A 23,765-nucleotide genomic window follows, 5' to 3' on the forward strand; every position below is an offset into this window, starting at 1 on the left:
CAACCCCCAATCTAGCGATGCGCGCGGCGACCGCTATCGGCGCGCTCGGAAGCTGGCGTAGGACGGTACGGCTCAGGCGCCCGGGGCGTAGAGCGCGTCGGGCCGGGAGCCGGCCAGGGCCTGCAGGAGGTTGGTGGTGGCCAGGCGCGCCATGGCGTAGCGCGTCTCGTGCGTGGCCGAGCCGATGTGCGGCAACGGCGTGACACGCGGGTGGCGGCGCAGCGGCGAGTCCTGAGGCAGCGGCTCGACGGCGAACACGTCGAGCGCGGCGGCCCGCAGGTGGCCCGCATCGAGGGCCTGCAGCAGCGCCGCTTCCTGCACGGTGGCGCCGCGGCCGCCATTGACGAAGATGGCGCCGGGCCGCATCCGCGCGAATTCGCGCGGGCCCATCAGGCCGCGGGTCTGCTCGGTGAGCGGCAGGGTCGCCGCGACGATGTCGGCGCGGGCGAGCAGTTCGTCCAGCGGCACATGGGTGGCGCGGCCGGCCAGTTCCGGCAGCTCCACGGCGGCGGGGTTGTGGTACAGCACCGGCATGCCGAAGCCCAGCGCCGCGCGCCGCGCGACCGCCTGTCCGATGCGCCCGAAGCCCAGGATGCCGAGCGTCTTCCCATGCACGTCCCAGCCGAACAGGTCCTCGCCGATGTTGCGGTCCCAGCGGCCCTCGCGCACGTGGTTGGACAGTTCGACCAGCCGGCGGCTGGCGGTCATGATCAGCGCGAATACCGTGTCGGCGGTGGTCTCGGTGAGCACGCCGGGCGTGTGGCACAGCAGGATGCCGCGCTCCTGCAGCGACGCGATGGGGTAGTTGTCGACGCCCACCGAGATCGAGGAGACCACTTCGAGCCGCGGGGCGCGATCCAGCAGTTCCGGCGTGATGCGATAGCTGGAGCCGATCAGGCCCTGCGCCCCCGGCAGGGCCGCCTCGAAGGCGGCGAGCTGCTCCGGTTTGCGCGGATTGGCGGTCGTCACGTCGTGCAGCGCGGCGATGCGCGCGAGCTGGTCTTCCGGCAGTTCGCGGAACACCAGGACGGACTTGCGCCCCGCGCTCACAGGCCCGCCGCGTCGAGTTCGGCCCGCGTGGGCAGGCCTTCGGTGTCGCCCAGCACCTGCACCGCGCGGGCGCCGATCCAGGCGCCGCGGCGCACCGCCTCCACCACCGTTCGACCTTGCAGCAGCGCGCTGATCACGCCGACCGCGAAGCCGTCGCCGGCACCCACGGTGTCGACCACTTCCTGCACCGGGAAGCCGGCGACGCGGCCGCTGCCCTGCACGCCGTCGTAGTAGGCGCCCTCCGGCCCGAGCTTGACCGCCACCAGCTTCACGCCGCGCTGGCGGTAGAAGCCCGCGATGCCCTCGGGGGTCGTCTCGCCGGTGAGGAAGCGCCCCTCCTCCAGGCCCGGCAGCACCCAGTCGGCCTGGCAGGCCAGCACGTTGATCTCGCGCCGCATCTCGTCGGCCGAGACCCACAGCGAGGGCCGCAGGTTGGGGTCGAAGGAGATCGTGCCGCCGGCCGCACGCATCACGTCCAGCGTTTTCTGCGCGGCGCCGCGCGCCGTCGCGGAGATCGCGGGAAACACGCCGGTGGCGTGCAGGTGGCGCGCCGAGCGCAGCCATTCCTCGTCGACGTCGGCGGGCCCCATCTGGCTCGCGGCCGAGCCCTTGCGGTGGTATTCCACCGGCGGGTCGCTGCCGTCGGTGACGCGGCCCTTGAACTGGAAGCCGGTGCGCTGCGCCGGGTCGCAGGCGACGCGCGAGCAGTCGACGCCCTCGCGCTGCATTTCGCCGAGCAGGTAGCGGCCCATCGAGTCGGTGCCGAGCCGGCTGGCCCAGCCCACGCGCAGCCCGAGTCGCGCGAGACCGATGGCGACGTTCGTTTCGGCGCCGGCCGTGCGCTTGGTGAAGCGCGCGACCTGCTCCAGCGGGCCGGGCGTTTCGGCGACGAACATCTGCATCATCTCGCCGAAGGTGGCGACGTCGTAGCGGTAGTCCTGCATCACGCGGCTTCCAGCGCCGCCGAGGCGGCGCGCAGGTGGCGGATCTCGCTGCGCGTGACGGCGAGCAGGTCCTCGCCCACCAGCGGATATTCGATGGCCCAGGGCAGGCCCCGCGGCAGCGCGCGCAGCACCGCGCGCCATGGCGCGGCCGAATCGTCCAGCGGCACCGCGACCCAGCGCCGCGGCTGGCGCTGCACGCCCTTGCAGTGCACGTAGCGGACGCGGACGCCGAAGGCACGCGCCGTTGCCTGCGGGCATTCGCCGGTCCAGTGCCAGTTGCCCATGTCGAAGGTCATGCCCAGGTCCAGGCCGGCGCGTCCGGCGGCGGCGAAGAAAGCCTGAAGCGCGTTCAGGGTGCCGGCGGCAGCGGTCTGGTCGTTCTCGATCACCAGTTCGGTGGGGCCGTGCTGGCGCAGCAGCTCCGCGAGCCGCGGCAGGTCGGCCTGCGATTCAGAGCCGAAGCCGCCGATCGACATCTTCAGCCGCGGGGCATCCAGCAGTTCGGCCGCCTCCAGCCCGCGCTGCAGCGCGGCGAGGTCGAGCGCGCCGTGGTGCGCCCAAAGCCCTTCGGGACTGGAATAGACGACCTGCGCGCCATGCTGCGCCACGAAGCGGCGGATCTCGGGCAGTTCCTCCGCCGGGCGGTTCAGGAGTTCGCCGCGCACTTCGACGCCGTCGGCGCCGGCTTCCTGCGCCAGGCGCGCGAACCAGAGCTGGCCATGGCGGCGCACTTCCGCCGCCCCGAAGGACGACAGGGAAATCAGGACTTTCTGCATCAGGCGGCGACCGGCTGCGTGGGGTGGTGGTGCGAGCTCAGGATCTGCCCGAGGAACTGCTTCGTCTTTTCGTGCTGCGGGTGCATGAAGAACTGGTCCGGCGGCGCCTGCTCCACGATGCGGCCGTCGGCCATGAAGATGACGCGGTCGGCCACGCTGCGGGCAAAGCCCATCTCGTGGGTGACGACCAGCATGGTCATGCCCTCTTCCGCCAGGCCGATCATGGTGTCCAGCACTTCCTTGACCATCTCGGGGTCGAGCGCGGAAGTGGGCTCGTCGAACAGCATGATGCGCGGCGTCATGCACAGTGCCCGGGCGATCGCCACGCGCTGCTGCTGCCCGCCGGAGAGCTGGCTCGGGTACTTGTGGGCCTGGTCGGGGATGCGCACGCGCGTGAGGAACTTCATCGCGGTGGCCTGCGCCTCCTCCTTCGAAATGCCGCGCGTGCGCATCGGCGCCAGCGTGCAGTTCTGCAGGATGGTGAGGTGGGGGAACAGGTTGAACTGCTGGAACACCATGCCGACCTCGGCGCGCACCTTGTCCACGTTGCGCTTGTGCGCCGTGAGGTCGATGCCGTCGACGACGATGGAGCCCTGCTGCACCGTCTCGAGGCCGTTGATGCAGCGGATCAGCGTGGACTTGCCCGAACCCGAGGGCCCGCACACCACGATGCGCTCGCCCGGCGCGACCGCGAGGTCGATGTCGGTGAGCACCTGGAATTTGCCGTACCACTTCTGCACGCCCTGCATGCGGATGATGGGTTCGGCGCCGGCGTCGGCCCTCTGGTCCATGCTGTTCCCCGCGTGAAGCCTTACTGCATCTTGGGCAGGTCGGCGCCCAGCCACTTCTGGTACAGCTTGTTCAGCTCGCCGTTGGCCGTGTTCTTGGCCACGAAGTCGTTCACCGACTTCAGCAGCGCGTCCTGGCCGGGGCGCATCGCGACGGCCATCTCCTGCTGGCGCAGCACGAACTTGGGCTCGAAGGCGCCGGGCTGGCGCTTGTTGATCTGCGCGGCCACCGTGGTGGAGCAGCCGATGGCATCGACCTGGCCGGAGATCAGGGCCTGCATGGCGGAGGCGTCGTCGTCGAAGCGGCGGATCTCGGTGCCCTGCGGGGCGATGGCCGTCAGCGCCACGTCCTGCGTGCTGGCACGGGCCACGCCCACGCGCACGCTCTTCAGGTCGGCCGGGGCCTTGATGTTGGCCTTCTTCTCGCCGTACAGCACGATGGTGGCGGCGGAGTACGGCTTGGAGAACTGGACCTGCTTGGCGCGCTCCGGCGTGACGGCCAGCGAGGCGACCAGCAGGTCGACCTTGTTGGTCAGCAGGAAGGGGATGCGATTGGGGCCGGTCACCGGGACCAGGTTCACCTTCACGCCCCAGTCCTTCGCCAGCAGGCGGGCCACGTCGGCGTCGTAGCCGTCCGGCTGGTTCTGCGCGTTCGTGGTGCCGTAGGGCGGGAAGTCCACCAGCAGGCCGACGTTGATCTCGCCCTTCTTCTTCAGCTCGTCCAGCGTCTGGGCGGCGGCCGGCGCGGCCAGCAGGGACACGGTGGCGGCGAGGCCGAGGGCGGCGAACACGCGGCGGGTGATGGTTTGCATATGCGAAGTCTCCAGTGGATGAAATGGGTCAGCGCGCCAGCGCCCTGGCCTGCCGGCGCTCCATGCGCGCGGCCAGCAGCGACAGCGGCCAGCACAGCGCGAAGTAGATGGCGGCCACCAGGCTGAACACGATCAGCGGCTGGAAGGTGGCGTTGTTGATGATCTGACCGGCGCGCGTGACTTCGGTGAAGCCGATGATCGCGGCCAGCGAGGTGCCCTTGACCACCTGCACCATGTAGCCCACGGTGGGCGGCAGGGCGATCTTGAAGGCCTGCGGCAGGACCACGTCGCGCATGCGGGCGAAGTAGTGCAGCCCCAGCGCATGGGAAGCCTCGGTCTGGCCGTGCGGGATGGCCTGGATGCAGCCGCGCCAGATCTCGCCGAGGAAGGCGCTGGTGTTGAAGATCAGCGCCACGCCGGCGGCGACCCAGGGGTTGACGTCGATGCCGAGGACCGGCGCGCCGAAGAAGACCAGGAACAACTGCAGCAGCAGCGGCGTGCCCTGGAACACCTGGACGAAGGCGGTGGAGACGGCGCGGGCCGTCCGGCTGTCACTGGTGCGGCCCAGCGCCACCAGCAGGCCGCCGAGGGCGCCACCGACGAAGGCGATCAGCGACAGCGCGATCGTCCACTTCGCGGCCTCGAGGATGAAGAGGAATTCGGGGTAGCCGAAGGTGCGCATCAGCGGCGGTCCGGGTAGTCCAGCGCGAGCCGGTAGACGAAGCGGAACAGCCCCGAGAACGCCAAGGCGAGGCCCAGGTAGATCACGGCGACGACGATGTAGATCTCGAAGCTGCGGAAGGTCTGCGACTGCAGGTTGGCCGCCACCGAGGTGAGGTCGTCGGCGGAGATCGCCGAGACCACGGCCGAACTGAGCATCAGCAGGATGAACTGGCTGGTCAGCGCGGGGTAGATCGCCTTCAGTGCCGGCTTCAGGACGATGTCGCGAAAGACCTGGTGCCGCTTCATGCTGAGCGCGAGGCCGGCCTCGATCTGGCCGCGCGGGATCGATTCGATGCCGGCGCGCAGGATCTCGGTGGCGTAGGCGCCCAGGTTCACCACCATGGCGACCAGCGCCGCGGCGTGGGCCGACCAGCGCAACCCCAGGGCGGGCAGGGCGAAGAAGAAGAAAAACAGCTGCACCAGGAAGGGCGTGTTGCGGATCAACTCGATGTACGCGTTGACCAGCCAGCGCGCCGGCTTCGGGCCGGAGGTCTTGGCCCAGGCGCAGACGATCGCGACCGCCAGGCCCAGGACCGTCGCCGTCAGGGAGAGCTGGATGGTCATCCAGGTGCCCTTGAGCAGCAGGGGCCAGGCGGCGAAGACGTCCTGGAACTGGAAGGTGTAGTTCACGACTGGGTCCTGAAACCGGTTTCTTATGCCAATTATAGAAACCGGTTTCAGAAACTAATGAGGGAAAACCCGTAGCCCGGAGTCTACGCCTGCCGGGAGGAGCGCCGGACGACCAGTTCGCCCTGCAACAGGATCTGCCGCGGCGGGACGTTCAGGCCGGCGAGGCGTTCCAGCAGGCAGGCGGTGGCGAGCCGGCCCAGCGCGTCGGTGGGCTGCGCGATGGTGGTGAGGCCCGGGCCCACCAGCGGCGCCCACTCCGTTTCGTCGATGCCCACGAAACCGAGGTCCTCGCCGAAATTCCAGCCGAGCCGGGCCACCGCGGCGGCCACGCGCAGCGTGATCACAGCGTTGCTGGCCAGCACCGCCGGCCGGCGGCCGCGGGCGCGCAGTTGCTGCAGTTCGCGTTCCAGCGCCTGCGAGTCGCCCGCCACCGACTCGAACACCGCGCCCCGCGCCTGCGGATGCGATGCGAGGAAGGCGCGGAAGGCCGCGACCCGCTCCTCGCGCGAACTCACGCCCTCGGACGGTTCGGTGACGAACAGCAGCTCGTCCCAGCCGCACTCCAGCAGGTGGGCGCCGGCGGTGCGGATCGCCCCCGCGTTGTCCAGCGAGACGAAATCGGCCTGCATGTTGCCGTGGCGCCGGTCCACCAGCACCACCGGGCGGCCCTGCCGCGCCACGGCCGCGGCGGCGCCGGCGTCGCGCCCCAGGGTGTTCAGGATGAGGCCTTCGACGTGGTAGGACGCCAGGGCCTGGATCGCCTCGCGCTCGCGCTGGCTGTCGTCGCCCAGGTTGAACAGCATCAGCAGGTACCCGGCCTCCTGGCAGGCCTTCTCGGCGCCGCGCAGCACCGCCACGGAGAAGGGGTTGGTGACGTCGGCCACCACCAGGCCGACCAGGCGGGAGCGGCCCCGCTTGAGCGCCTGCGCCATCGGGCTGGGCGTGTAGCCCAGGGCCGCGATGGCGGATTCCACCCGGGTGGCGATCTCCGGGGTCAGCAGTTCGTCACGCCGGTTCAGGAAGCGCGAGACCGTGGCCTTGGAGACCCCCGCCTTTTCCGCCACATCGGCGATCGTCGTCCGGCCGGCGGCGGCGGCGAAGGCGGGTGGTGAAGGCTTGGTGGGCATGAAGGTCTGAAACCAGTTTCAGACCCGATGCTAACGTGAAGCCGGGTGCGAGCGGAAGCCCGGGGACTTACGGCGCGAGCGTGGTCAGGGGCAGCGCGGCCATCTCCCGCAGCAGCAGGGCGAGCTGGCTTCCCGCCGCTTCCAGCACCACCTGTCCGTGCGCCGCGTCGGCGGCGGCGGCGTTGCCGGCGGCGCCCTGCGGGTTGTAGTCCTGCATGGCCCAGCCCAGCTTGGCGCTGCGGCCGTTGCCGAGGATCGGGTAGCGGGCGGCGCGCTCGCGCGAGGAGGAAGGGAAGTCGCGGGCCTGCGCCATGCGCACGGTGGCGGGCGCCAGCGCCAGCATCAGCGAAGTCTCGATCTGCCCCCCATGCACGCCGAAGCGGTGTTCGTCGGCGCTGAAGCGGCCATTGACCTCGTCGCCCACCGGCAGGTTCCACCAGCTGCAGCCGTAGACGATCAGGTTGCAGCGCACGCGCAGCTCGCGCGCGACGATGTCGAGGAGGCTCGCCTGCCCGCCGTGGCTGTTGAACAGCAGCAGCTTGCGCACGCCGGCGCGCGCGACGCATTCGCCGAGGGCGACCCAGGTGGCGATGACGGTCTCGATGGAGAGGGTCAGCGTGCCGGCGAAGCGGGCGTGTTCGGGGCTGTAGCCGACCTGCTGGGTGGGCAGCACGAGGACGGAGGCTTCGGCGGGCAGCTGCGCGAGCGCCTGCATGACGATGCCGTCGACCAGGCACTGGTCCACGCGCAGCGGCAGGTGCGGGCCATGCTGCTCGGTCGCGCCGACGGGGAGGACCGCCACGGTGGTCGCCGGGTCGAGGGAGGCGAAGTCGGTGGTGGCGAGGTCGGCCCAGAAGCGGGAGAGGGGCATGCCGGGATCTTCGCATAACGCGTCATTCCCGCGCCCCGCCGTCACCCCCGCGCAGGCGGGGGCCCGGAGCACGCGCGCTGCGTGTGAACCACGGAAGCCCCCGGATTCCCCGCCTGCGCGGGAATGACTGCGGGCTTACCCGCGAAGCGCGTGCAGGGCCGACTTCACGATGCTCGCCGCGTCGACGCCGAAATGCGAGCGCAGCGCCGCGCGCGTGTCGCTGCGGCCGAAGCCGTCGGTGCCCAGGGTCACGTAGCGGCGCGACGGGGGCACGAAAGCGCGGATGCTCTCCGGCACCGCGCGCACGTAGTCGCTCGCGGCGATCACGGGACCGCCCGACCCACCGAGCTGCTGCGCCACGTACGGCACGCGCTCCACGCCGCCGTCCAGGGACTCGCGCTCGCACGCCCGGCCGTCGCGCGCCAGCTCGCTCCAGCTCGTCACGCTGAACACCTCGCTCGCGATGCCCTGCTGCGCGAGCTGTTCGGCCGCGCGGATCACCTCGGTGAGGATCGCGCCCGACCCGAGCAGCGTCACGCGCTGCCGCGCGTTCTCCGCCCCGTAGACACCGAAGCGGTAGCAGCCCCGCACCACGCCTTCGTGCGCCGAGTCCGGAAGGTCCGGCTGCGCGTAGTTCTCGTTCATCAGCGTGACGTAGTAGAAAACGTCGTGCTGCTCCACCAGCATCTCGCGCATGCCGGCATCGACGATCATCGCCATCTCGCCGGCGAACGCCGGGTCGTAAGCCTTGCAGTTCGGGATGGTCGCGGCCACGAGATGGCTGCTGCCGTCCTGGTGCTGCAGGCCTTCGCCCGCCAGCGTGGTGCGGCCCGAGGTCGCCCCCAGCAGGAAGCCGCGCGCCCGCTGGTCGGCCGCCGCCCAGATCGCATCGCCCACGCGCTGGAAGCCGAACATCGAGTAGTAGATGTAGAAGGGCAGCATGGCGAAGCCGTGCACGCTGTAGCTGGTGGCCGCGGCCGTCCAGCTCGCGATGGCTCCGGCCTCGCTGATGCCCTCTTCCAGGATCTGGCCGTCCAGCGCCTCGCGGTACGACAGCACCGAGCCGATGTCCTCCGGTTCGTAGCTCTGGCCGGCGCTGGAATAGATGCCGACCTGCTTGAAGAGGTTGGCCATGCCGAAGGTGCGCGCCTCGTCGGCCACGATCGGCACGATGCGCGGCCCGAGCCGGGCGTCCTTCAGCAGGCCCCCGAGCAAGCGGACGAAGGCCATGGTGGTCGACATCTCCTTGCCCCCGGCCTGCAGCGCGAACTGCGCATAGCTCGCGGCTTCGGGCACCGGCACCGGCGCCGCCTGGGTCTGGCGCCGCGGCAGGTAGCCGCCCAGCGCCGCGCGCCGCTGGTGCAGGTAGCGCATCTCGGGGCTGTCCTCCGCGGGCTTGAAGAAGGCGAGGTTCTTCGCCTGCTCGTCGGAGATCGGCAGGTTGAAGCGGTTGCGGAATTCCAGCAGCTCGGTCTCGTCCAGCTTCTTGTGGCTATGGGTGGTCATGCGGCCCTGGCCCGCCTTGCCCATGCCGTAGCCCTTTTTGGTGTGGGCGAGGATCACCGTGGGCTGGCCGCGGTGCCGCGCCGCGGCTTCGTAGGCCGCGTGGATCTTCACCAGGTCGTGGCCGCCACGCTTGAGGCGGTCGATCTGTTCGTCGGTCATGCCCTGCGCCAGCCGCGCCAGTTCCTCGTTCTGGCCGAAGAAGTTGTCGCGGTTGAAGCGGCCGTCCTTGGCCGCGAAGGTCTGCATCTGGCCGTCGACCGTCTGGGCGAAGGCCTTGACCAGCGCCGCGGAGGTGTCGCGCGCGAACAGGCCGTCCCAGTCGCTGCCCCAGAGCAGCTTGACCACGTTCCAGCCGGCGCCGCGGAACAGCTTCTCCAGTTCGTCGACGATGCGGCCGTTGCCGCGCACCGGGCCGTCGAGCCGCTGCAGGTTGCAGTTGACCACCCAGACCAGGTTGTCCAGCTTCTCGCGCGAGGCGAGCGTGAGCGCGCTCATGCTCTCGGGTTCATCCATCTCGCCGTCGCCGAACACACCCCAGACCTTGCGGCCCTCGCAGTCGACCAGGCCGCGGTGCGTGAGGTAGCGCATGAAGCGCGCCTGGTAGATGGAGCTGATCGGGCCGATGCCCATCGAGCCGGTGGGGAACTGCCAGAAGTCCGGCATCAGCCAGGGATGCGGATAGCTGGAAAGGCCGCGGGCGCCGTTCGCCGGCGCGGCGATCTCCTGGCGGTAGTGCGCGAGGTCCTGCTCGCCGAGCCGCCCTTCGAGGAAGGCACGCGCGTACACGCCCGGAGCGCTGTGCGGCTGGAAGAACACGAGGTCGCCGCCCTGCTGCTGGCCTTGCTCCCCACGCTCCCCCGCTTCGTGCGGGTCGCTGCCCTCCCGAGGGAGGCCTTCGCCGCTTGGGGCGGCCCCGCGCGTCTCACTGCGCGCGCGGAAGAAATGGTTGAAGCCCACCTCGAACAGGTCCGCCGCGCTGGCATAGCTCGCGATGTGGCCTCCGAGTTCGCCGTAGGCGGTGTTCGCGCGCACCACCATCGCCAGCGCGTTCCAGCGCATCAGCGACGCGAGCTTCTCCTCGATCGCGAGGTCGCCCGGGAACACCGGCTGCCGCTCCACGGTCACCGAATTGACGTAGGGGGTCACCAGCTCCGGCGACCAGCCGATCACCGGGCTGCGACCCAGCACGGCAAGCTGGTCCAGGATGTAGCGGGCCCGCGCCGGCCCTTCGCTCGCCACCAGGGCCAGGAAGGCGTCGCGCCATTCCTTCGTTTCGGTCGGGTCGGTGTCGCCGCCTTCGTCGGCGAGGAAACGGGTGATGCTGTGGTCGGCCATCCCCGCACTCTAGACAGGACGGCGCGGCACGTGGCGTCGAAATGCGCGGATCGCGCCAGCTCGGCGGCATAAAATGCCTGCACCACGCATCCAAACGGCATTTCATGCAACTCGACGCCACCGACCTCCGCATCCTGGCCCAGCTGCAGCGGGACGGGTCGTTGACCAACGTGGAGCTGGCGCGCCGGGTCCACCTCTCGCCCTCGCCGTGCCTGGCGCGGGTGAAGGCGCTGGAGGCCGCCGGCGTGATCGAGCGCTACGTGGCGCTCGCCAGTGCCAAGGCGCTGGGCCTGGGGCTCAACGTCTTCATCAACATCAGCCTCAAGTCGCAGTCGAAGGAGGCGCTGGCGGAATTCGAGCGCCGCATCGCGGAGCACGAGGAGGTGATGGAGTGCTACCTGATGACCGGCGACAGCGACTACCTGATCCGCGTCGCGGTGCCGGACATCGCGGCGCTGGAGCGCTTCATCCTGGAGCAGCTCACGCCCATCCCGGGCATCGAGAAGATCCGCTCCAGCTTCGCCCTCAAGCAGGTCCGCTACAAGACTGCCCTGCCCTTGCCGGTCCTAGATTGACCGACACGGATGCAAGACCACCCACGCACATGTAGTCACACGGCCTACGGCCGGGTTGCAGGGCCGCGACGTCGTGAATGCGAATCCGGCCGAACGACAGGCCCCGCCCCCTTGGAGACCATAAGGGCATGGGGACTCTTCGAACTATCGCTGAAACGGCCTGGCGCGAAAGCTGGAACCGCGCCTTCTGGCCCTCGTTGGCCCTGACGCTCATCGTCACGATGGACAACTACACCCGCGGACCTTCGATCAGCGGGATGGTGTTGACCTACCTCTTCAGCTGAGTCAGCGGCCCGCGGGCGCCACGCGCCAGACCGTGTTGCCGACGTCGTCGGCCACCAGCAGGGCGCCGCTGCGATCCAGCGCCACGCCCACGGGCCTGCCCCATGCATTGCCATCCGGACTGACGAAGCCCGTGAGGAAGTCCTGCGGAGGCCCGGCCGGCCGGCCGTTGGCAAAGGGGACGAACACCACCTTGTAGCCACTGCGCGGCTGCCGGTTCCAGGAACCGTGCTCGCCGACGAAGGCGCCGCTGGCGAACGACCCCGGCATGCGCGGATCCGAAAAAGTCAGGCCGAGCGGCGCGACGTGGTTTCCCAGGGCGAAATCGGGCGCGACCGCGCGCGCCACCATGTCGGGCCGCGGCGGCTGTACGCGCTCGTCGACGTTCGGGCCCCAATAGCTCCAGGGCCAGCCGTAGAAGGCGCCCTCGCGCACCGAGGTCAGGTAGTCGGGGACCAGGTCGCTGCCCAGTTCGTCGCGCTCGTTCACCACGGCCCACAGCGAGCGCGTCTGCGGCTCGAAGGCCACGCCCACCGGGTTGCGCAGGCCCCCCGCGAACAGGCGCTTGCTGCCGCTGGCGACGTCGATCTCCCAGATCGCTGCGCGGCCTTCCTCGATCTGCATGCCGTCTTCGGCGACGTTGCTGTTGGAGCCCACCGAGACATAGAGCTTGCGGCCGTCGGGGCTTGCCACCAGGCCCTTGGTCCAGTGGTGGTTGCGGCCCGCCGGCAGGTCGGTCACCTTGACCGGCGCCGCGCTGATCTGCGTCTGGCCCGGCTGGTAGGGGAAGCGCACCACCGCGTCGGCGTTGGCGACGTACAGGTCGTTGCCCACCAGCGCCATGCCGAAGGGCGAGTGCAGGTTGTCGATGAACAGGCTCTTGTGCTCCGCCTGGCCGTCGCCGTTGGCATCGCGCAGCAGCATGATGCGGTCGGGGCTGGGCACTCCGGCACCGGCGCGCGCCATCACCTTCTTCATCATGAAGGCCCGGATGCCCTTCTTTTCCTCGCCGGGCGGGGGTTTCGGGGCGTTGCTCTGGGCCACCAGGATGTCGCCATTGGGCAGCACGTGCAGCCAGCGCGGATGCTCCAGCCCGCTGCTCACGGCGCTGACCTGGAAGCCCGCCGGCGCCTGCGGTTGCGCGCCGGCGGGCCAGCCCTGGGCCGGCGCGATGTGCACCGTGGGAATCAGGGAATGGGAGGGGGACGGCAATTGGGGTTGGGGCCCCACCGAAGCGACGTCGGGAAGATGCGCCATGTCACCGCAGCCGGCGAGGGCCGCCGCTGCCACCAAGCTCGGGAAAATGCCAGGACGGAACATGGCACAAAGTGTGCAACTTCCCCCGGCGCGCGTGTGGCGCGACAGGGGAAATCGAGAACAGGGACAATCCAGGGATGACGCAAGAGCTGTTTCGACAGGACGCCTACCTGCGGGAAACGTCCGCGACCGTCGTGGCCGCGGACGCGCAGGGCGTCGTCCTGGACCGCACGGTCTTCTACCCGCTGGGCGGCGGCCAGGCCGGCGATGCCGGCGTGCTGGTGCTGGCGGACGGCCGCCTGCTCCAGGTGGCCGACACCCGCAAGGCCAGGGATGAGCAGGGCCAGCCCATCGCCGCGATCGCCCATGTGCCGCAGCCCGGTCAGGAAGCCCTGCTGGCCGAACTGCGCCCCGGCGACACCGTCGTGGCCCGGATCGACTGGGAGCGGCGCCACAGGCTGATGCGCTTCCACACCTCGACCCACCTGCTGTGCCACCTGGTGCCGCAGCTGGTCAACGGCTGCTCCATCACGCCCGAGTACGCCAGGCTCGACTTCAACATGACCGATCCGCTGGAGAAGGAAGCGCTCACCGCGGGCATCGCCCGCCTGGTGGCGGCCGGCCACGGCGTGGAGATCGGGGCGATCACCGACGAAGAACTCGACGCCAATCCCGCCCTGGTCAAGAGCATGTCGGTGCAGCCGCCGCGCGGCACCGGCCGCATCCGCACCATCCGCATCGGCGGAGACAGCGCCATCGATTACCAGCCCTGCGGAGGCACCCACGTGGCCAACACTTCGGAAATCGGAGCGGTGGTCGTCACCAAAATCGAGAAGAAGAGCGCCACCACCCGACGGGTGGCGCTCGGCTTCGCCTGAACGCCGGAACTTCGCCTGTAATGCAGAGCTCCACCTGCTTGCCATGAGATTCGCCCGCCTGCTTGCCGCCTTCAGCCTCGCGGCCGCCTTCCTGCCCGCCGCCAGCTTCGCCCAGGCGGACAAGGCCGTGGTGACCACCGAGCACGTCCGCGCGGAACTGCTGGCCCACGCGCCGGAGGGCCTGGCGGCGGGCAAGCCGGTATGGCTCGGCCTGCAGATCCGGCACAAGCCGGAGTGGCACACCTACTGGATGAACCCGGGCGACTCCGGCCTGCCGACCACGGTCGCCTGGACCCTGCCCGCGGGCCTGGAAGCCGGCGAGATCGCCTGGCCGGTGCCGCACAAGCTGCCGGTCGGCCCGCTCATGAACTACGGCTACGAGGGCACGATGCTGCTGCCCGTGCCGCTGACGGTCACGCCGGCCTTCAAGCCCTCGCTCGCCGGCGACGCCGAGATCCAGCTGAAGGCCTCCTGGCTGGTCTGCCAGAAGGAGTGCATCCCGGAGGAAGGCAGTTTCGTGCTGAAGCTGCCGGCTCGCGGCTCCGTCGCCCTGAACGGCGGCGCCTTCCAGGCGGCGCTGGACGCCGGCCCGAAGCCGCTGAAATCCGCCGCCCAGGTCCGGATCGAAGGCCAGAGGCTGGAAGTGTCCGTGCCGGGCCTGCCGGCTACCGCGCGGGGAAAAAACCTCGAGTTCTTCCCCGAAACCGGGGAAGTGATCGACCCGCCCGGCGCCTGGACGCAGGCCTGGAAGGGTGACACCTGGACGGCCAGCGTCCCGCTGTCGCCCCACCGCGCCGCCAGCCCCACGGTGCTGCCGGTCGTGCTGGCCGAAGGCGGGCAGGCCTGGAGGGTCGAGGCGCCCGTCACCGGGACGTGGCCGGCCAAGGCCGCGCCCGCGGCCACCATCTCCCCCGCGTTGCAGGAGGCCCTGCGCCAGAGCGCCGCGGCCCCGAACACGCGCGCGCCCTCTGCCGCCGGCACGAGCTTCCTCGCCGCCCTCCTGGGCGCGCTGCTGGGCGGCCTGATCCTCAACCTGATGCCCTGCGTGTTCCCCGTGCTGGCGATCAAGGTGGTGGGGTTCACCAAGCATGCCGACGACCGCCGCGGCCACCGCATCAGCGGCATGGCCTACACCGTCGGCGTGATCGTCTCCTTCGCCGCGCTGGGCGCGCTGATGCTGGCGCTGCGCGCCGCCGGCGAGCAACTGGGCTGGGGCTTCCAGCTGCAGTCGCCCGCCGTCGTGGCGACGCTCGCGGCGCTGTTCACGCTGATCGCGCTGAACCTCGCCGGCATGTTCGAATTCAGCTCCTTCCTCCCGAGCTCCGTCGCGACGATGGAAGCGAAGCACCCGGTGGCCAATGCCTTCCTGACCGGCGTGCTGGCGGTGGCCGTGGCCTCGCCCTGCACCGCGCCCTTCATGGGCGCGTCCCTGGGCTTCGCGGCCACGCTGCCGGGCGGCGAGGCCATGGCCATCTTCCTGGCCCTGGGGCTCGGCATGGCCCTGCCCTACCTCGCCGCGGCCTGGATTCCCGCCTTCGCCCGCTGGCTGCCCCGTCCGGGCGCGTGGATGGAGACCTTCCGCCGCCTCATGTCCTTCCCCATGTTCGCCACGGTGGCGTGGCTGATCTGGGTGCTGGGCCAGCAGAGCGGCATCGACGGCGCCGCCTCCATGCTGGCGCTGCTGGTCGCCCTGAGCATGGTCGTGTGGGCGCTGACGCTCGACGGCCGCACCCGCGTGATCCTGGCGTCCCTCGCCGTCGCTGGCCTGGTCTTCGTCGGCTGGTGGACCGGCGGCGCGATCACCCGCCCCGCCCCCAGCGCCACCGTGGCCGCGAAGCAGGATGCGCGCTGGCAGCCCTGGGCGCCGGAGCGCGTGCAGCAGCTCGTGGCGGCCGGCCAGCCGGTGTTCGTCGACTTCACCGCCGCCTGGTGCGTGACCTGCCAGCTGAACAAGAAGACCACGCTGGCGCGCGGCGAAGTGCTGGCCGACTTCGAGAAGGGCAACTTCGCCCTGCTGCGCGCCGACTGGACGCGCCGCGATCCGGCCATCACCGCCGCGCTGGCCCGGCTCGGGCGCAATGGCGTGCCCGTGTACGTGATCTATCGCCCCGGCCGCGAGCCCGTGGTACTGTCCGAAGTCCTCGGCGTGGACGAAGTCCGCAACGCCATCGCGCAACTGTAGGGCCGGCCGCGGCAGCCGTGGCGGCTCCGTGGAGGTCCCCGATGAAGCGTCGTGCCCTGCTGGCCCTGCCGGCCCTGTCGCTCGCCTTCGCAGCCCGTTCGGCGCCCGCCGTGGGTGAAGCCGCCCCGGACTTCATGCTGAAGGACGCGGCCGGAAAGACGGTCAGGCTCTCCGACTACCGCGGCCGCTTCGTGGTCCTCGAGTGGACCAACCCCGGCTGCCCCTTCGTGCGCAAGCACTACGACAGCGGCAACATGGCGGCCACCCAGAAGGATGCGACCAGCCTCGGCGCCGTGTGGCTGTCGATCAATTCGACCCAGCGCGCCAGCTACGAGTACATGGAGCCGGCGAAACTGGTCGAATGGCAGCTGCAGCGCAAGGTCCAGCCCACCGCCACCCTGCTGGACGAGGAAGGCGTGACGGGCCGCGCCTACGGAGCGCGCACCACGCCGCACATGTACATCGTCGATCCGCAGGGTCGGCTGGTGTACGCGGGCGGCATCGACAGCATCCCTTCCAGCAGCACCGTCGACATCCCCAAGGCGGTGAACTACGTGCGCGCGGGGCTGGCGGAAGCGGTGGCCGGCAAGCCGATCAGCGCCGCCACCACGCGCCCCTACGGCTGCTCGATCAAGTACAAGTCCTGAAGGGGCGCCGCGCCGGCGCCGGTGCGTACACTGGCGCGATGAGCACGATCCACGAACTGCGCCGCATCCTGGGCACCTGCCGCACGCTGGCGGTGGTGGGCCTGTCGCCGCAATGGCACCGCCCGAGCTACTTCGCGGCCAAGTACATGCAGGAGCACGGCTACCGTATCGTGCCGATCAATCCTTCCGCGCCCGAGATCCTGGGCCGGCGCTCGTATCCCAGCGTGACCGCCGCGGCGGAGGCGGGCGAGCAGATCGACATAGTGGACTGCTTCCGCAAGAGCGCCGACATCCCGCCGATCGCCGAGGAGGCAATCGCGATCGGCGCGAAATGCCTGTGGATGCAGATCGGCGTGGTCGACGAGGGCTCGGCCGCGAAGGCGCGCAGCGCGGGCCTGGACGTGGTGATGGACCGCTGCGTGAAGATCGAACACGCGCGCCTGTTCGGCGGCCTCAACTGGGCCGGCGTGAACACCAAGGTGATTTCGGCCCGCCGCCCGCAGCAGCTGTTCTACTGAAAACGAAATGGCCCAGGACCACGACTACGGCTTCGGCACCCGCGCGATCCACGCCGGCGCCATCCCCGACCCGGTGACCGGCGCGCGCGCCACGCCGATCCACCAGACCACCAGCTTCGTATTCGACTCCGCCGAGCACGCCGCCAGCCTGTTCAACCTGCAGACCTTCGGCAACGTCTACAGCCGCATCAGCAATCCGACCGTGGCGGTGCTGGAGGAGCGCGTCGCGTCGCTGGAAGGCGGGCGCGCGGCGCTGGCCTGCGCCACCGGCATGGCGGCGCAGATGACGGCGATCCTCGCGATCCTGAAGGCGGGCGACCACATCGTCGCGGCCTCGACGCTGTACGGCGGCACCGTCGGCCAGCTCGGGATCGGCTTCGGCCGCCTCGGCATCGAGACCACCTTCGTCGATCCCGAGGACCCGGACAACTTCCGCCGCGCGATCCGCCCGAACACGCGCGCCGTCTACGGCGAGACGCTGGGCAATCCGCTGGTGAACGTGTTCGACATCGAGGCGGTGGCGAAGGTCGCGCACGAGCACGGCCTGCCGCTGATCGTCGACAACACGGTGGCCAGCCCCTACCTGTGCAACCCCTTCGCCTTCGGCGCCGACATCGTGGTGCACAGCGCCACCAAGTACCTCGGGGGCCACGGCACGACGATGGCGGGCGTGGTAGTCGAATCGGGAAAGTTCGACTGGGGCAGCGGCCTCGCGCGCGAGAAGTTCCCGGAGATGCTGGAGCCGAGCCGCGCCTACCACGGCGTGAAGTTCTACGAGACCTTCGGCGACTTCGGCTACACGATGAAGGCGCGCATGGAAGTGAACCGCACTTTCGGCGGCGCGCTGTCGCCGCTCAATGCGTGGCTGATCCTGCAGGGCATCGAGACGCTGCACCTGCGCATGCAGGCGCATTGTCGCAACGCGCGGCGCGTCGCCGAGTTCCTGAGCGAGCATCCACTCGTGGGCTGGGTCAACTACCCGGGTCTCGAGAGCTCGCCGCACCACGCGTTGGCGAAGAAGCAGTTCCGCGCGGTCGACGGCCAGCCCGGCGCCTCCGGCATCCTCACCTTCGGCATCCGCGCGGACGACGCCGTGAAGGCGGGCGAGCGCTTCATCGACGCCTGCGAGTTCCTCTCGCACCTGGCCAACATCGGCGACGCCAAGACGCTGGTGATCCATCCCGCCTCGACGACGCACCGCCAGCTGGACGACGAGGAACTGGCCCGCGCCGGCGTGCGACCGGACATGATCCGGCTGTCGGTCGGGATCGAGGATGCGGAGGACATCCTCTGGGACGTGGACCAGGCCTTGCGGAAGGCGGTGGCCTAAGCCCTTTCGAGCCAGAAGAACAGGCCCGGGATCGGCACCCGCTGGTCCTCGCGCACCGGCCGCTTCTCCATCGCGTCCACGGCGAACCCGTGCTGCTGCGCGAGCCGACGGATGCCGGACTCCGAGTGCGCGTAGCGCAGGCTCGCGCGCAGTTCCAGCTCCGGCCCTTGCGACTCTTCGACGGTGAAGCAGAAGCTCCCGCCCGCGGGCATGCGCGCGGCGAGCAGTCGGAACACTTCGTCCAGCGCGCCCACGTAGATGAACACGTCCGCGGCCACGACCAGGTCGAAGGTCTCCTGCGACTGCGCGAGGAAGGCCGCGACATCGCCCTGCACGAGCGCGTCGTACGCGCCCTTCGAGCGCGCCTTCTCCAGCATGTTGGCGGACAGGTCCACGCCCGTCATGCGCTCGGCCCGGGCGCGCAGGAAGGGCCCGCACAGCCCGGTGCCGCAACCGAGGTCCAGCGCGTGCGACCAGCGCCGCCCCTGCGCCGCGAGACGCTGCGCCAGCACCCGCGGCGCGTCGTAGCGCAAGGTCTGCGCGAGGTGGGCGTCGAACTGCGCTGCGTAGCCGTCGAACAGCGCCTGCACGTACTGTGCGGGCGCGTGCCGCGGGGCCGCCCCGCCCTCCAGGCCCGCGAGGTAGTACCCGAGCAGTTCGGGATCGCCGCCGCGCGCCAGCGCCTCGCGGAAGGACCGGGCGGCCTCGGCGCCGCGCCCCAGTTCCTTCAGCGCGTTGCCGCGCAGGATCCACAGGGTGGGCGGGCGCGCATCGACGGCCAGGGCGCGTTCGAAATGTTCGAGCGCCTCGCGGGTGCGACCCAATTCGGCGAGCGCGCTGCCGCAGTGACCCAGTGTTTCCGCGTTGCCCGGCTCCTGCGCCAGGGCTTCCTGCAACAGCGCCAGGGCCTCCCCGGTGCGACCGAGCTTCAGGCGCACGACCCCGAGGTTGCTCAGGACGGACAGCCGCCCGGGCGCCAGGGCCAGCGCGGCGGCGAAGCTGCGCTCGGCCTGCGGCAGGCGGCCCGCCTCGCAATGGGTCACGCCGTCCAGAAAAAACGCCCGCGCCTGTTCGAAATCAACTGTCATGCTGCCCATCCGGAAGCGGGATGATAGGCCCCTGCGACAATGGAGGGATGCGCTTCCAGCCCCTTGCCAACGACACCTTCCTCCGTGCCTGCCTGCGCCAGGCGACGCCCTACACGCCCCTGTGGCTGATGCGCCAGGCCGGCCGCTACCTCCCCGAGTACAAGGCCACGCGCGCCCGGGCGGGCAGCTTCATGGGCCTCGCCACCAACGTGCAGTACGCCACGGAGGTCACGCTGCAGCCGCTGGACCGCTTCGCGCTCGATGCCGCGATCCTGTTCTCGGACATCCTGACCGTGCCCGACGCGATGGGCCTGGGCCTCAGCTTCGCCGAAGGCGAAGGCCCCAAGCTGGCGCGCCCGCTGCGCGACGAAACCACCGTGGGCGCCCTGCGGGTGCCCGACCTGGACAAGCTGAAGTACGTGTTCGACGCGGTCACCTCGATCCGCAGGGCGCTCAACGGCCGCGTGCCGCTGATCGGCTTCTCGGGCAGCCCCTGGACGCTCGCCTGCTACATGGTCGAAGGCGGCGGCTCCGGCGACGATTGGCGCGGGGTCAAGAGCATGCTGTACAGCCGCCCCGACCTGATGCACCGCATCCTGGCGGTCAATGCCGAGGCCGTGGCGTCCTACCTCAACGCGCAGATCGACGCCGGCGCCCAGGCAGTGATGGTGTTCGACAGCTGGGGCGGCGCGCTCGCGGACAGCGCCTTCCAGCAATTCAGCCTCGCCTACACGACGAAGGTGCTGGCCCAGTTGAAGCGCACCGATGCCGAGGGCAATGTGATCCCCCGCATCGTCTTCACCAAGGGCGGCGGCCTCTGGCTGGAGGAAATGGGCCGGCTCGATTGCGACGTGCTGGGCGTCGACTGGACGGTGAACCTGCGCCGCGCCCGCGCGCAGGTCGGCGCCACGAAGGCCCTGCAGGGCAACATGGACCCGGCGGCGCTCTTCGCCCCGCCGGAGGCGGTGGCCGCCGAGGCCCGCCGCATCCTCGAGGATTTCGGCACGCCCCACACCGGCGCCGGCACCGGCCCCACCCAGGTCTTCAACCTGGGCCACGGCATCAGCCAGCACACGCCGCCCGAGCACGTGCAGGCCCTGGTGGAAACCGTGCACGCCCATTCGGCGAAAATGCGCGCCAACGCCTGAGGCCCTGGTATTCGGGCGTACCCTACGCCACCGCAGCTGGAACCTTGGCCCTGCCGCTTGACTTATGCACAAAAACTGTGTTGCGGGAGCTCGACCGGGCCTTGCGCGCGCCTGACGCGCTGCAAAAAAGCTAGCGCAGCTAAGTCCTTGATTTTGCTGCATTTCACTTTATGCACTTTTGCGGTGCGGCCCCGCCAACTCCTTGATTTCTCGGGCCTGCAGGCATTGCCGCGCGGCCGTATCAACAAAGTTATCCACAACTGTCGCCGGGGCTGGCAATCTCGTGTGGAATCAAGGACTTACCCGGATTTCCCCCAATCCGGGCCAAGCCGCCGCCGCAAGGCGGCCTAGGATGGCCCACCTGGTCCACGTGGTGGTAGCCACCCCCGCCCATAGCACGGTGGGCGGGCCGCTCAGCTATTGGAGCGAGGCCTCGCTGCCGGCGGGGGCCCTGGTGCGCGTGCCGCTGGGTCGGCGCGAGGTCTGCGGGGTGGTGTGGGATCCACCCGAGGGGGAGGCCGCGCAGCCCGATCCGGCCCAGCTGCGGCCGGTCGGTGCCGTGCTGGACGGCCTGCCGCCGCTGTCGGCTACCTGGCGCCAGCTCGTGACCTTCGCCGCGGGCTACTACCAGCGCAGCCTCGGGGAGGTCGCCCTGGCCGCGCTGCCACCGCAATTGCGCGAGCTCGACGCGGCGCAACTCGCCCGGCGTCTGCAGCGCACGCCGGTGGCCCCGGAGGTCGCGACGGTGGCGGCCGCCCCCGAGCTCACGGACGACCAGTCGCGGGCGCTCGCCGCGATCGCCGCCGAGCCCGGCCCCTTCCTGCTCTTCGGCGCGACCGGCAGCGGAAAGACGGAGGTGTACCAGCGCGCCGTGCAGGCCCTGCTCGAGCGCGACCCGCAAGCCCAGGCCCTGGTGCTGGTGCCCGAGATCAACCTCACGCCGCAGTTGCAGGCCCGCTTCGAGGACCGCTTCGGCACCAGCGCGGTGGTGGCGCTGCACAGCGGCATGACCAACCCGCAGCGCCTGAAAAGCTGGATCGCCGCCCACCTCGGCCGCGCGCGCATCGTGCTCGGCACGCGAATGGCCGTCTTCGCTTCGCTGCCGCGGCTGGGCCTCATCGTCGTCGACGAGGAGCACGACCCCAGCTACAAGCAGCACGAAGGCGCCCGCTACTCGGCGCGCGACCTCGCGGTGTACCGCGCGCGCACCGAGGGCGCGAAGGTGGTCCTGGGCTCGGCCACGCCTTCCCTGGAGAGCTGGCAGGCCTGCGAGCGCGGCCGCTACCGCTGCCTGGAAATGCCGAAGCGCATCGGCGCCGGCGAGCTGCCCCGGGTGCGGCTGGTGAACATGAACAACCAGCCGCGCGGCACCGTGTTTTCCGCCCCGCTGCTGGCGGCGCTCTCGGAGCGCGTGGCGCGCGGCGAGCAGGCGCTGGTGTTCCTCAACCGCCGAGGCTATGCGCCTGTGCTGGCCTGCAACGCCTGCGACTGGAAGAGCGAATGCAGCCACTGCAGCGCCTACCGCGTGTTCCACAAGGTCGACCGCACGCTGCGCTGCCACCACTGCGGCTTCACCGAGCGGGTGCCGCGCGCCTGCCCCCACTGCGGCAACGTCGACATCGCGCCGCTCGGCCGGGGCACCGAGCGGCTGGAAGAGCAACTCGGGGAGTTGCTCGCGGAGGTGCGCCGGCCCGACGGCGAGCCCGTCCGCATCGCCCGCATGGACGCGGACAGCACGCGCCTGAAGGGCGCGCTGGAGCATCAGCTGGCGCAGGTGCACGCCGGAGAGGTCGACGTGCTGGTGGGCACGCAGATGGTCACCAAGGGCCACGATTTCCGCCGCATCACCCTGGTGGCGGCGGTGAACCCGGACGGCGCGCTGTACTCGAGCGATTTCCGCGCGCCCGAGCGCCTGTTCGGACTGCTGATGCAGGCGGCGGGCCGCGGCGGCCGCGATGCCGCGCGGGCCGCGGCGAGCGAGATGTGGGTGCAGACCTTCAGCCCGGAGCATCCCCTGTTCGCCGCGCTGAAGAAGCACGACTATGCCGCCTTCGCCGGGCAGCAGTTGAACGAGCGCCGCCAGGCCGCGATGCCACCCTTCGCCTACCAGGCCCTGCTGCGGGCGGACGCGCGCACGCAGGAAATCGCGCAGGCCTTCCTGCAGGCGGCCGCCGAGGCCGCGCCCGGGCTGGACGGCAGCGGCCACGTGGTGCTGTACGCGCCGGTCCCGCTGACGGTGCAGCGGGTCGCGAACGTCGAGCGGGCGCAGCTGCTGCTGGAGAGCGGCTCGCGACCTGCGCTGCAGGCTTTCCTGGCGGCGTGGCAGCCGGTGCTGCAAGGGCTGCGGGTGCGCGGACTGATCCGCTGGGCGATCGACGTGGATCCGCTGCTGATCTAGGGCTGCTCGCCCTTCATCTGCAGAGCCGCCTGGTACAGCGCATTGCGCGAAGCCCCGCTGATCTCCGCCGCCAGGCGCACCGCGGTCTTCACCGGCAGCTCGGCCAGCAGCAGCTGCAGCACCCGCAGCGCCTCCGCGTCGTCGCTCTCCACCCGCACCGAATGCAGCACCAGCGCGAACTCGCCACGCGAGCGCGCCGCGTCCGCCTGCAGCCACGCCGGGAATTCCTCGCAGCGCAGGGCGGCGATCTGCTCGAACTGCTTGGTGAGCTCGCGCCCCACCGTGAGGCGGCGAGTTCCCAGGGCGGCGAGCGTCTCGGCCAGCGCGGCGATGCGATGCGGCGCCTCCAGCAACACCACGGACCGCGTCTCCTGCCGCAGCGCTTCCACCGCCTGCTGGCGCTCGCCCCCTTTCGCCGGCAGGAAGCCGTGGAACACGAAGCCCCCTTCCTCGCCCTCGCCGCCGGTCGCGCTCAGGATCGCCGTAACGCTGCTGGCCCCGGGCAGGGGCACCACCCGCAAGCCTGCAGCCACCACGGCGGCGACCACCCTTGCGCCCGGGTCACTCACGCCCGGCGTGCCCGCGTCGCTCGCGTAGGCGACCCGCTGCCCCAGCTGCAGTCGCCGCACGACCTCCTGCGCGCCCTCGGCCTCGTTGTGCCGGTGCACGCTCAGCAGGCTGCGGGACTCGATGCCGTAGGCGCGCAGCAGCGTCTGGGTGTGCCGAGTGTCCTCGCAGGCGATCGCGTCCACCAGTTGCAGGACGTGCAGGGCCCGCAGGCTGATGTCCGCCAGGTTGCCGATGGGCGTGGCCAGTACGTACAGCGTACCCTGCGGGTAGTGCTGCGCAGCCGCCGCGTCACGCGCCGCGGCCAGCGCGGAGGCAAAGGAAGCGCTCAAA

The 23,765-nt window shown here is 70.6% G+C and carries 22 protein-coding genes; 9 read left to right on the forward strand and 13 right to left on the reverse strand.

All coding sequences use genetic code 11. The annotated features are described in order from the left end of the window. Window positions 1-72 precede the first annotated feature (72 nt). The 10 genes from JJ685_RS11750 to aceE form a co-directional block, all read right to left on the reverse strand. A complete protein-coding gene (locus tag JJ685_RS11750; protein WP_201674406.1) occupies window positions 73-1,050 on the reverse strand; it encodes a 2-hydroxyacid dehydrogenase in 978 nt (325 codons plus the stop codon). Then, window positions 1,047-1,994, reverse strand: a complete 948-nt coding sequence (locus tag JJ685_RS11755; RefSeq protein ID WP_201674407.1) for a sugar kinase — start codon at window positions 1,992-1,994, stop codon at window positions 1,047-1,049. Before JJ685_RS11755 ends, JJ685_RS11750 begins: the two co-directional genes overlap by 4 nt. Next, window positions 1,994-2,770: a sugar phosphate isomerase/epimerase family protein gene (locus tag JJ685_RS11760; RefSeq protein ID WP_201674408.1), complete on the reverse strand. Its 777-nt coding sequence runs from the start codon at window positions 2,768-2,770 to the stop codon at window positions 1,994-1,996. The genes JJ685_RS11755 and JJ685_RS11760 overlap by 1 nt, the downstream gene beginning before the upstream one ends. Continuing rightward, on the reverse strand, window positions 2,770-3,561 hold the full coding sequence (locus JJ685_RS11765; protein ID WP_236598886.1) for an amino acid ABC transporter ATP-binding protein: 792 nt from the start codon (window positions 3,559-3,561) through the stop codon (window positions 2,770-2,772). Before JJ685_RS11765 ends, JJ685_RS11760 begins: the two co-directional genes overlap by 1 nt. A 20-nt stretch (window positions 3,562-3,581) precedes the next feature. Next, window positions 3,582-4,370, reverse strand: a complete 789-nt coding sequence (locus tag JJ685_RS11770; protein ID WP_201674409.1) for a transporter substrate-binding domain-containing protein — start codon at window positions 4,368-4,370, stop codon at window positions 3,582-3,584. Window positions 4,371-4,398: 28 nt separating this feature from the next. After that, window positions 4,399-5,052 (reverse strand): amino acid ABC transporter permease, encoded by a 654-nt coding sequence (locus JJ685_RS11775; RefSeq protein ID WP_201674410.1) that lies wholly within the window; start codon window positions 5,050-5,052, stop codon window positions 4,399-4,401. Continuing rightward, a complete protein-coding gene (locus tag JJ685_RS11780; protein ID WP_201674411.1) occupies window positions 5,052-5,723 on the reverse strand; it encodes an amino acid ABC transporter permease in 672 nt (223 codons plus the stop codon). The genes JJ685_RS11775 and JJ685_RS11780 overlap by 1 nt, the downstream gene beginning before the upstream one ends. A gap of 83 nt (window positions 5,724-5,806) precedes the next feature. Next, entirely contained in the window at window positions 5,807-6,850 is a 1,044-nt protein-coding gene (locus JJ685_RS11785) for a LacI family DNA-binding transcriptional regulator (protein WP_201674412.1), read from the reverse strand. Window positions 6,851-6,917: 67 nt separating this feature from the next. Beyond that, complete coding sequence (locus tag JJ685_RS11790; protein WP_201674413.1) at window positions 6,918-7,721, reverse strand: creatininase family protein; 804 nt, start codon at window positions 7,719-7,721, stop codon at window positions 6,918-6,920. Between the two features lie 135 nt (window positions 7,722-7,856). Next, a complete protein-coding gene (aceE, locus tag JJ685_RS11795; protein WP_201674414.1) occupies window positions 7,857-10,562 on the reverse strand; it encodes a pyruvate dehydrogenase (acetyl-transferring), homodimeric type in 2,706 nt (901 codons plus the stop codon). Between the two features lie 104 nt (window positions 10,563-10,666). Between aceE and JJ685_RS11800 the strand changes: the two genes are divergently transcribed. Both JJ685_RS11800 and JJ685_RS11805 read left to right on the forward strand, forming a co-directional pair. Continuing rightward, window positions 10,667-11,137: an Lrp/AsnC family transcriptional regulator gene (locus tag JJ685_RS11800; RefSeq protein WP_201674415.1), complete on the forward strand. Its 471-nt coding sequence runs from the start codon at window positions 10,667-10,669 to the stop codon at window positions 11,135-11,137. 128 nt (window positions 11,138-11,265) lie between these two features. Next, the gene (locus JJ685_RS11805) at window positions 11,266-11,421 is read left to right on the forward strand and encodes a hypothetical protein (protein ID WP_201674416.1); all 156 of its coding nucleotides are present in this window, start codon (window positions 11,266-11,268) and stop codon (window positions 11,419-11,421) included. 1 nt (window position 11,422) lies between these two features. On the opposite strand, the gene JJ685_RS11810 is transcribed toward JJ685_RS11805, so the two are convergent. After that, the gene (locus JJ685_RS11810; protein ID WP_201674417.1) at window positions 11,423-12,739 is read right to left on the reverse strand and encodes a PQQ-dependent sugar dehydrogenase; all 1,317 of its coding nucleotides are present in this window, start codon (window positions 12,737-12,739) and stop codon (window positions 11,423-11,425) included. A 74-nt stretch (window positions 12,740-12,813) separates the two neighbouring features. Between JJ685_RS11810 and JJ685_RS11815 the strand changes: the two genes are divergently transcribed. Genes JJ685_RS11815 through JJ685_RS11835 form a run of 5 tightly spaced genes read left to right on the forward strand, consistent with a single transcriptional unit; the run spans window position 12,814 to window position 18,231 of the window. Then, window positions 12,814-13,554 (forward strand): alanyl-tRNA editing protein, encoded by a 741-nt coding sequence (locus JJ685_RS11815; protein ID WP_201674418.1) that lies wholly within the window; start codon window positions 12,814-12,816, stop codon window positions 13,552-13,554. A 43-nt stretch (window positions 13,555-13,597) separates the two neighbouring features. Further along, complete coding sequence (locus tag JJ685_RS11820) at window positions 13,598-15,736, forward strand: protein-disulfide reductase DsbD family protein (protein ID WP_201674419.1); 2,139 nt, start codon at window positions 13,598-13,600, stop codon at window positions 15,734-15,736. Between the two features lie 41 nt (window positions 15,737-15,777). Next, window positions 15,778-16,383, forward strand: coding sequence for a thioredoxin family protein (locus JJ685_RS11825; RefSeq protein ID WP_201674420.1), 606 nt, complete (start codon window positions 15,778-15,780; stop codon window positions 16,381-16,383). Between the two features lie 38 nt (window positions 16,384-16,421). Beyond that, window positions 16,422-16,901, forward strand: coding sequence for a CoA-binding protein (locus JJ685_RS11830; RefSeq protein ID WP_201674421.1), 480 nt, complete (start codon window positions 16,422-16,424; stop codon window positions 16,899-16,901). Between the two features lie 7 nt (window positions 16,902-16,908). After that, entirely contained in the window at window positions 16,909-18,231 is a 1,323-nt protein-coding gene (locus JJ685_RS11835) for an O-acetylhomoserine aminocarboxypropyltransferase/cysteine synthase family protein (protein WP_201674422.1), read from the forward strand. Here the strand turns inward: JJ685_RS11835 and JJ685_RS11840 are convergent. Then, a complete protein-coding gene (locus JJ685_RS11840; RefSeq protein ID WP_201674423.1) occupies window positions 18,228-19,319 on the reverse strand; it encodes a tetratricopeptide repeat protein in 1,092 nt (363 codons plus the stop codon). The two genes, JJ685_RS11835 and JJ685_RS11840, sit on opposite strands and share 4 nt — an antisense overlap. Window positions 19,320-19,366: 47 nt before the next feature. Between JJ685_RS11840 and hemE the strand changes: the two genes are divergently transcribed. Next, the gene (gene hemE, locus JJ685_RS11845; protein WP_201674424.1) at window positions 19,367-20,467 is read left to right on the forward strand and encodes a uroporphyrinogen decarboxylase; all 1,101 of its coding nucleotides are present in this window, start codon (window positions 19,367-19,369) and stop codon (window positions 20,465-20,467) included. A gap of 352 nt (window positions 20,468-20,819) precedes the next feature. After that, on the forward strand, window positions 20,820-22,865 hold the full coding sequence (locus JJ685_RS11850) for a primosomal protein N' (RefSeq protein ID WP_201674425.1): 2,046 nt from the start codon (window positions 20,820-20,822) through the stop codon (window positions 22,863-22,865). On the opposite strand, the gene rsmI is transcribed toward JJ685_RS11850, so the two are convergent. Next, entirely contained in the window at window positions 22,862-23,764 is a 903-nt protein-coding gene (rsmI, locus tag JJ685_RS11855; RefSeq protein ID WP_201674426.1) for a 16S rRNA (cytidine(1402)-2'-O)-methyltransferase, read from the reverse strand. The two genes, JJ685_RS11850 and rsmI, sit on opposite strands and share 4 nt — an antisense overlap. Window position 23,765 lies beyond the last annotated feature (1 nt).

The sequence above is a fragment of the Ramlibacter monticola genome, assembly GCF_016722785.1.
Taxonomy (GTDB): Bacteria; Pseudomonadota; Gammaproteobacteria; order Burkholderiales; family Burkholderiaceae_C; genus Ramlibacter; species Ramlibacter monticola.

Bases quoted from the DNA above. Each gene is read 5' to 3' on its own strand.
- JJ685_RS11755 (WP_201674407.1), bottom strand. From the start codon at position 1,994: ATGCAGGACTACCGCTACGACGTCGCCACCTTCGGCGAGATGATGCAG.
- JJ685_RS11760 (WP_201674408.1), bottom strand. From the start codon at position 2,770: ATGCAGAAAGTCCTGATTTCCCTGTCGTCCTTCGGGGCGGCGGAAGTG.
- JJ685_RS11765 (WP_236598886.1), bottom strand. From the start codon at position 3,561: ATGGACCAGAGGGCCGACGCCGGCGCCGAACCCATCATCCGCATGCAG.
- JJ685_RS11770 (WP_201674409.1), bottom strand. From the start codon at position 4,370: ATGCAAACCATCACCCGCCGCGTGTTCGCCGCCCTCGGCCTCGCCGCC.
- JJ685_RS11775 (WP_201674410.1), bottom strand. From the start codon at position 5,052: ATGCGCACCTTCGGCTACCCCGAATTCCTCTTCATCCTCGAGGCCGCG.
- JJ685_RS11785 (WP_201674412.1), bottom strand. From the start codon at position 6,850: ATGCCCACCAAGCCTTCACCACCCGCCTTCGCCGCCGCCGCCGGCCGG.
- JJ685_RS11790 (WP_201674413.1), bottom strand. From the start codon at position 7,721: ATGCCCCTCTCCCGCTTCTGGGCCGACCTCGCCACCACCGACTTCGCC.
- aceE (WP_201674414.1), bottom strand. From the start codon at position 10,562: ATGGCCGACCACAGCATCACCCGTTTCCTCGCCGACGAAGGCGGCGAC.
- JJ685_RS11800 (WP_201674415.1), top strand. From the start codon at position 10,667: ATGCAACTCGACGCCACCGACCTCCGCATCCTGGCCCAGCTGCAGCGG.
- JJ685_RS11805 (WP_201674416.1), top strand. From the start codon at position 11,266: ATGGGGACTCTTCGAACTATCGCTGAAACGGCCTGGCGCGAAAGCTGG.
- JJ685_RS11810 (WP_201674417.1), bottom strand. From the start codon at position 12,739: ATGTTCCGTCCTGGCATTTTCCCGAGCTTGGTGGCAGCGGCGGCCCTC.
- JJ685_RS11815 (WP_201674418.1), top strand. From the start codon at position 12,814: ATGACGCAAGAGCTGTTTCGACAGGACGCCTACCTGCGGGAAACGTCC.
- JJ685_RS11820 (WP_201674419.1), top strand. From the start codon at position 13,598: ATGAGATTCGCCCGCCTGCTTGCCGCCTTCAGCCTCGCGGCCGCCTTC.
- JJ685_RS11825 (WP_201674420.1), top strand. From the start codon at position 15,778: ATGAAGCGTCGTGCCCTGCTGGCCCTGCCGGCCCTGTCGCTCGCCTTC.
- JJ685_RS11830 (WP_201674421.1), top strand. From the start codon at position 16,422: ATGAGCACGATCCACGAACTGCGCCGCATCCTGGGCACCTGCCGCACG.
- JJ685_RS11835 (WP_201674422.1), top strand. From the start codon at position 16,909: ATGGCCCAGGACCACGACTACGGCTTCGGCACCCGCGCGATCCACGCC.
- JJ685_RS11840 (WP_201674423.1), bottom strand. From the start codon at position 19,319: ATGACAGTTGATTTCGAACAGGCGCGGGCGTTTTTTCTGGACGGCGTG.
- hemE (WP_201674424.1), top strand. From the start codon at position 19,367: ATGCGCTTCCAGCCCCTTGCCAACGACACCTTCCTCCGTGCCTGCCTG.
- JJ685_RS11850 (WP_201674425.1), top strand. From the start codon at position 20,820: ATGGCCCACCTGGTCCACGTGGTGGTAGCCACCCCCGCCCATAGCACG.